This window comes from Chloroflexota bacterium, assembly GCA_026389585.1.
Classification (GTDB): domain Bacteria; phylum Chloroflexota; class Dehalococcoidia; order UBA2247; family RBG-13-53-26; genus JAPLHP01.
This window is the reverse complement of the sequence record JAPLHP010000053.1, coordinates 1-4696: the sequence shown is the minus strand read 5'-3', so window position 1 is coordinate 4696 and position 4696 is coordinate 1. Positions and strand designations below refer to the sequence as shown.

At 55.0% G+C, this 4696-nt stretch carries 4 protein-coding genes; all 4 read left to right on the top strand.

Features of this window, described 5'->3' with window-relative positions:
* Positions 1 to 322: 322 nt before the first annotated feature.
* Genes NTZ04_04470 through NTZ04_04455 form a run of 4 tightly spaced genes read left to right on the top strand, consistent with a single transcriptional unit; the run spans position 323 to position 3202 of the window.
* The gene (locus NTZ04_04470) at positions 323 to 571 is read left to right on the top strand and encodes a 4Fe-4S binding protein (GenBank protein MCX5991571.1); all 249 of its coding nucleotides are present in this window, start codon (positions 323 to 325) and stop codon (positions 569 to 571) included.
* Positions 572 to 601: 30 nt separating this feature from the next.
* Positions 602 to 1753 carry a 2-oxoacid:acceptor oxidoreductase subunit alpha gene (locus NTZ04_04465; GenBank protein ID MCX5991570.1) on the top strand — a complete coding sequence of 384 codons (1152 nt, stop codon included), beginning with the start codon at positions 602 to 604 and terminating at the stop codon, positions 1751 to 1753.
* A gap of 56 nt (positions 1754 to 1809) precedes the next feature.
* The gene (locus NTZ04_04460; GenBank protein ID MCX5991569.1) at positions 1810 to 2589 is read left to right on the top strand and encodes a 2-oxoacid:ferredoxin oxidoreductase subunit beta; all 780 of its coding nucleotides are present in this window, start codon (positions 1810 to 1812) and stop codon (positions 2587 to 2589) included.
* A 34-nt stretch (positions 2590 to 2623) separates the two neighbouring features.
* Positions 2624 to 3202 (top strand): 2-oxoacid:acceptor oxidoreductase family protein, encoded by a 579-nt coding sequence (locus NTZ04_04455; protein MCX5991568.1) that lies wholly within the window; start codon positions 2624 to 2626, stop codon positions 3200 to 3202.
* Positions 3203 to 4696: the final 1494 nt, after the last annotated feature.

Below are 4696 nucleotides of genomic sequence, written 5' to 3'. Positions count from 1 at the left end.
ATGGTCAACCGCCCGCTCCGCAGTAATGGACACAAGCCAGGTCCGCATCATCCTTGGCGTAGATCTTACAAAGCCTTTTATGACAAGGGGTGACAAATTCGCTGAACAATTAGGGTGACATTTTCGCTGGACAACAACACGTCGTACCGTCACATTTGTCACAGAAGCATCGCCCTGCTATACTGATTACTCATTGCAGGAGCAACTGCCGGGCTTGATGACTACCTGGCAGATTGCCGACAAGGAAGTTCAGACTGCGCTACAATAGCATCCCACTCGGATCGCCAAATCCTTATGAAATGACAATGAAAACGGTGCTGTTATGACGGTACAGAGAAAGCTCTCTGATCAGGAAGAAAAGCCTGCCAAAAAGGTACGGATAGTCATACAAAAGGATAGGTGTAAAGGCTGCCGTTACTGCGTGGAAATCTGCCCCAAGGGGATACTCATCATAGGCAATGAGATGAATGCGAAGGGCTATGCCCTCCCCAATGTGGCGGAGGAGAACAGGTGTACGGGCTGTGGCCTGTGCGAGATGATCTGCCCCGACTTTGCGATTTGGCTGGCCTAAGAGGATGAGGAGGAGGATCTCAACATACTGATGTCTGAGGAAGGTATTCGAGAGGGGCAGTTCTTTATCAATGGTGATGAAGCCTGTGCTGAGGGAGCTATCAGTGCAGGCTGTCGTTTTTTTGCTGGCTATCCCATCACCCCGGCTACCGAGATAGCAGAGCGGATGAGCCGCCGACTCCCCGAGATCGGTGGTGTTTACGTTCAGATGGAGGATGAGATCGCCTCGATGAATGCCATACTGGGGGCATCATGGGCAGGAGTGAAGGCGATGACCTCTACCTCAGGACCGGGATTCAGTCTGATGATGGAGAACCTGGGTCTGGGGGTGATGCTGGAGACTCCCTGTGTGGTAGTCAATGTGCAGCGCGCTGGACCTTCCACGGGTCTGCCAACATCGGTGGGGCAGGGAGACATGATGCAGGCCAAGTGGGGCTCGCACGGAGTCTACGAAATCATTGCCATTGTCCCCAGCTCACCCCAGGAGATGTTCGACTTTACTATCACTGCGTTTAACCTTTCAGAGAAGTACCGCGTTCCGGTGCTACTGATGGCTGATGAGACAGTAGGCCACATGAGCGAGAAGGTGGTAATGCGACGGGTAGCACCAGAAGAACTGGTGCAGCGACGCCGGCCCACGGCGCCACCTGGAAAGTATTGGCCCTATCAGCCAGACAGTGATCTTGTTCCTCCCATGGCCATCGCTGGTGAGGGGTACCGCTTTCATGTTACCGGTTTGACCCATGACGAGAGGGGCTATCCGGAGATGACTGCCGCAGCACAGGAACGGCTGGTACGCCGGCTGGTAGATAAGATCAGACTGAACAGGAAAGATATCATAAATTATGAAGAGGTGGGCACAGAGGATGCAGAGGTTGTGGTCTGTGCCTACGGAATAACTGCCCGGGTCGCGCGGCGTGCTGTCCAGCAGGCACGAGATGAGGGAATACGAGCAGGCCTTTTGCGGCTGATAACGGTGTGGCCCTTTGCCGAGGACCGTGTCAGAGAGTTGTCACAACAGGTTAAGGCCTTCGTAGTTCCCGAGATAAACTACGGCCAGATCGTGTTGGAGGTAGAGCGGTGTGCCGGCGGTAGAGCCAAGACATTGCTCCTGCCACACATGGGCGGCGGTATGCACCAACCCCAGACCATCCTGGAAGGCATAAGAGAGGCATTGCGTTGACAGAAGCGGGGCGTGAAGAAAAGAATCCCATTGACGCCTATCTCCGGGTGGATCGGATGCCTCACATCTGGTGCGCCGGATGCGGCATTGGCTCGGCGGTTGGGTGTTTCATAAGGGCTATCGATCGTACCGGGCTGAATGCGGACAAGATGGCTCTGGTTTCCGGAATAGGCTGCAGTGGCAGGGCGGCGGGCTATGTCCGGCTGGATTCCTTTCACACAACCCATGGACGAGCCATCCCCTTCGCTACCGGGTTGAAGCTGGCTAATCCCGAGTTGAATGTAGTGGTCTTCTCAGGCGAAGGTGATCTGGCATCCATAGGGGGCAACCATCTCATCCACGCCGCTCGCCGCAACATCGATATGACTGTTATTTGTATCAACAACTTTAACTACGGCATGACCGGTGGACAGCTGGGGCCGACCACACCCCTGGACGCCCGCAGTGCCACTTCGCCCTATGGCAACTATGAGCCTCCCTTCAATCTGCCGCGGCTTGTAGCTGCTGCCGGAGCTACCTTCGTTGCCCGATGGACAGTGTTTCACTTGCGTCAACTAGAAAGGTGCATTGCCGAGGCACTAGTCAAACCCGGGTTCAGTTTTGTGGAAGTAATTGCGCACTGCCCCACTGCATACGGCCGACTGAACAAGCAAGGGCAAGGGGTAGACGGATTGCGCTACTACAAGGAAAAGAGTGTGGTTAGAAACGGGGCAGACCCTTCGGAGGCCGATATAGGTATGAGTGGTCCTATTCTGGTGGGTAAATTTATCGATATAGAACGGCCAACTTTCTGGAACAATTACATGCAGGTGTCTAACAAGGCACAGAAGAAATAATGGTTGTCTGAGGCAGACTTCCAAGGAAGTGTTCATGAAAGGGAGCGGCGCTGGTAGAAGAGAGATACGAATAGCCGGGTTCGGTGGGCAGGGAGTGGTACTGTTTGGGGAGATCGTGGGCAAGGCTGCGGCCATATATGACAATGGTTTTGCCACCTTAACCCAGAGCTACGGCCCGGAGGCCCGCGGAGGTTCCTGCACCGCAGAGGTGGTGGTCTCCAGTGAGCCGATAGACTACCCACGCGCAGTGAGTCCCCAGGTGATCGTAATCCTGGCACAGGAAGCCTACACCAATTACGGACGCAACTCCCCCAGGGGAACCCTGGTCATTATAGACCCCGATCTGGTAAAGATTGATCCATCTCAAAGTCCAGCTCCCCTTTCTATCCCCGCTACCCGCATGGCCCGCGAAATGGGCCGGCCAGTGGTGGCCAATATCATCGTGCTGGGCTTTTTGGCAGCGGCGAGCGATCTAATTTCCCACAATGCTCTGAGGGAAGCCGTGCGCGCCTCTGTGCCGGAAGGGACAGAGGCTCTTAACCTCAAGGCCTTTGACATGGGCTATGCCTATTGGATAGGGCAGGTTGAGCAGCATGGCAACGCAGTCCACTAAGAGATCCAATATCATCGGTGGCAGTGTGTCGTCGACCTGAGTCAGCTGGGATAGCTCCCCTCCAGCTCAAATCCGTGGATTACTTCGCGTTAATGCCATTTCCACGCCCTTCACTCCGTGAATTGGGAATCCAGGTGGAGGCCAGGGGGTATGGTACTACCTCTCTGGATTCCCGCTCCCCGTCTGCACGAGGACAAGCTTCGCGGGAATGACATACGGGTCAGGTCATCCTTCTGCGGAAGGATAGCTCATGGCTGATAGCTGATGGCTCGTAGCTGAGATTGCTTCGTCGCTGCGCTCCTCGCAATGACACGGGGCTTCTGGGTCAGGTCGGGGACCTGACCCCCACATCTCAGCGGGCGGTTCGCGAACCGCCGTACCGACCCAAAGTCCCAAGATTGACCAGTGAAGGCGGTGGTGATATGATTCTCTCGATCAAGATGGTGTATTAACATGGCGTGGTTCAATCCGGCGTTGTACCAGTTTGGGAACAAGAAGTGCCCGACCTGTGGCAATCCGGTGGGGTGGAAACGGTTGTGGTTTGGGGACTTCGTTTGGACAGAATGGCGATGTCCGAAATGCCAGTCTTCCTTGGGATGGGATCTTGGCCGCAGGGGGATGCTGGCTATTCTAATAGGCGGCGTTCTAGCTGTGGTGTACACCTTTGGAGACCTGCATAAGCTTCCGAATTGGGCAGTGTTCTTGGGTTTGATCATATTCTTTCTGTGCGCGTGGTGGTGGTTGGAATCCGTGGTTTTGCGCCGCCCTGCCCAGGCTGAAAGCAAACCTCCCGTATAAACGTAGCTCATAGCTCTTAGCTCATGGGTCATGGGGCCTTGTACCCTCCTGCCCCACATCCCTATAATCAGGTCAGTGAGATAGTCTGTCGTGGAGACTTTTGAGCTGATATTGGGCATCCTTCTCCTTCTCGGTTGCTTGGCACTGAGGCTGTACTGGTGGTGGCTATATCCATGGGGATTCCCCCTGTTCCAAGCTCCGATTGCCACTCTTGTGATGGCGCTGACTATTGGTGCCTCGTTCATCGCTGGCGTATACCTTATAGGCACGTCACTGACTCACTCGACGACGGGTCCCTAATCCGCGCCCGCATCAACGTAGAGATTGCTTCGTCGCCCTTCTGCGGATCCTTCCCAGAGTGAAGGACTCGCAAAGACACAGGGCGGTTCGCGAACCACCCCTACGACCCTGGATTCCCGCTCCCCGTTTGCACGAGGACAAGCTTCGCGGGAATGACATACGGGTCAGGTCGTCCTTCCGCAGAAGGATGACACCCACTGTGGTCTGGGACCTGACACCCATTTTGAGAATCCGCCGATTGGGGGCCAGTAAGCACTATGTTGTTGTCCAGCGAAAATGTCACCCTAATTGTTCAGCGAATTTGTCACCCCTTGTCATAAAAGGCTTTGTAAGATCTACGCCAAGGATGATGCGGACCTGGCTTGTGTCCATTACTGCGGAGCGGGCGGTTGACCA

Excerpts from the sequence above, each read along its gene's own strand:
- NTZ04_04465 (MCX5991570.1), top strand. The coding sequence starts at position 602 with ATGTCTGAGGAAGGTATTCGAGAGGGGCAGTTCTTTATCAATGGTGAT.
- NTZ04_04460 (MCX5991569.1), top strand. The coding sequence starts at position 1,810 with ATGCCTCACATCTGGTGCGCCGGATGCGGCATTGGCTCGGCGGTTGGG.
- NTZ04_04470 (MCX5991571.1), top strand. The coding sequence starts at position 323 with ATGACGGTACAGAGAAAGCTCTCTGATCAGGAAGAAAAGCCTGCCAAA.
- NTZ04_04455 (MCX5991568.1), top strand. The coding sequence starts at position 2,624 with ATGAAAGGGAGCGGCGCTGGTAGAAGAGAGATACGAATAGCCGGGTTC.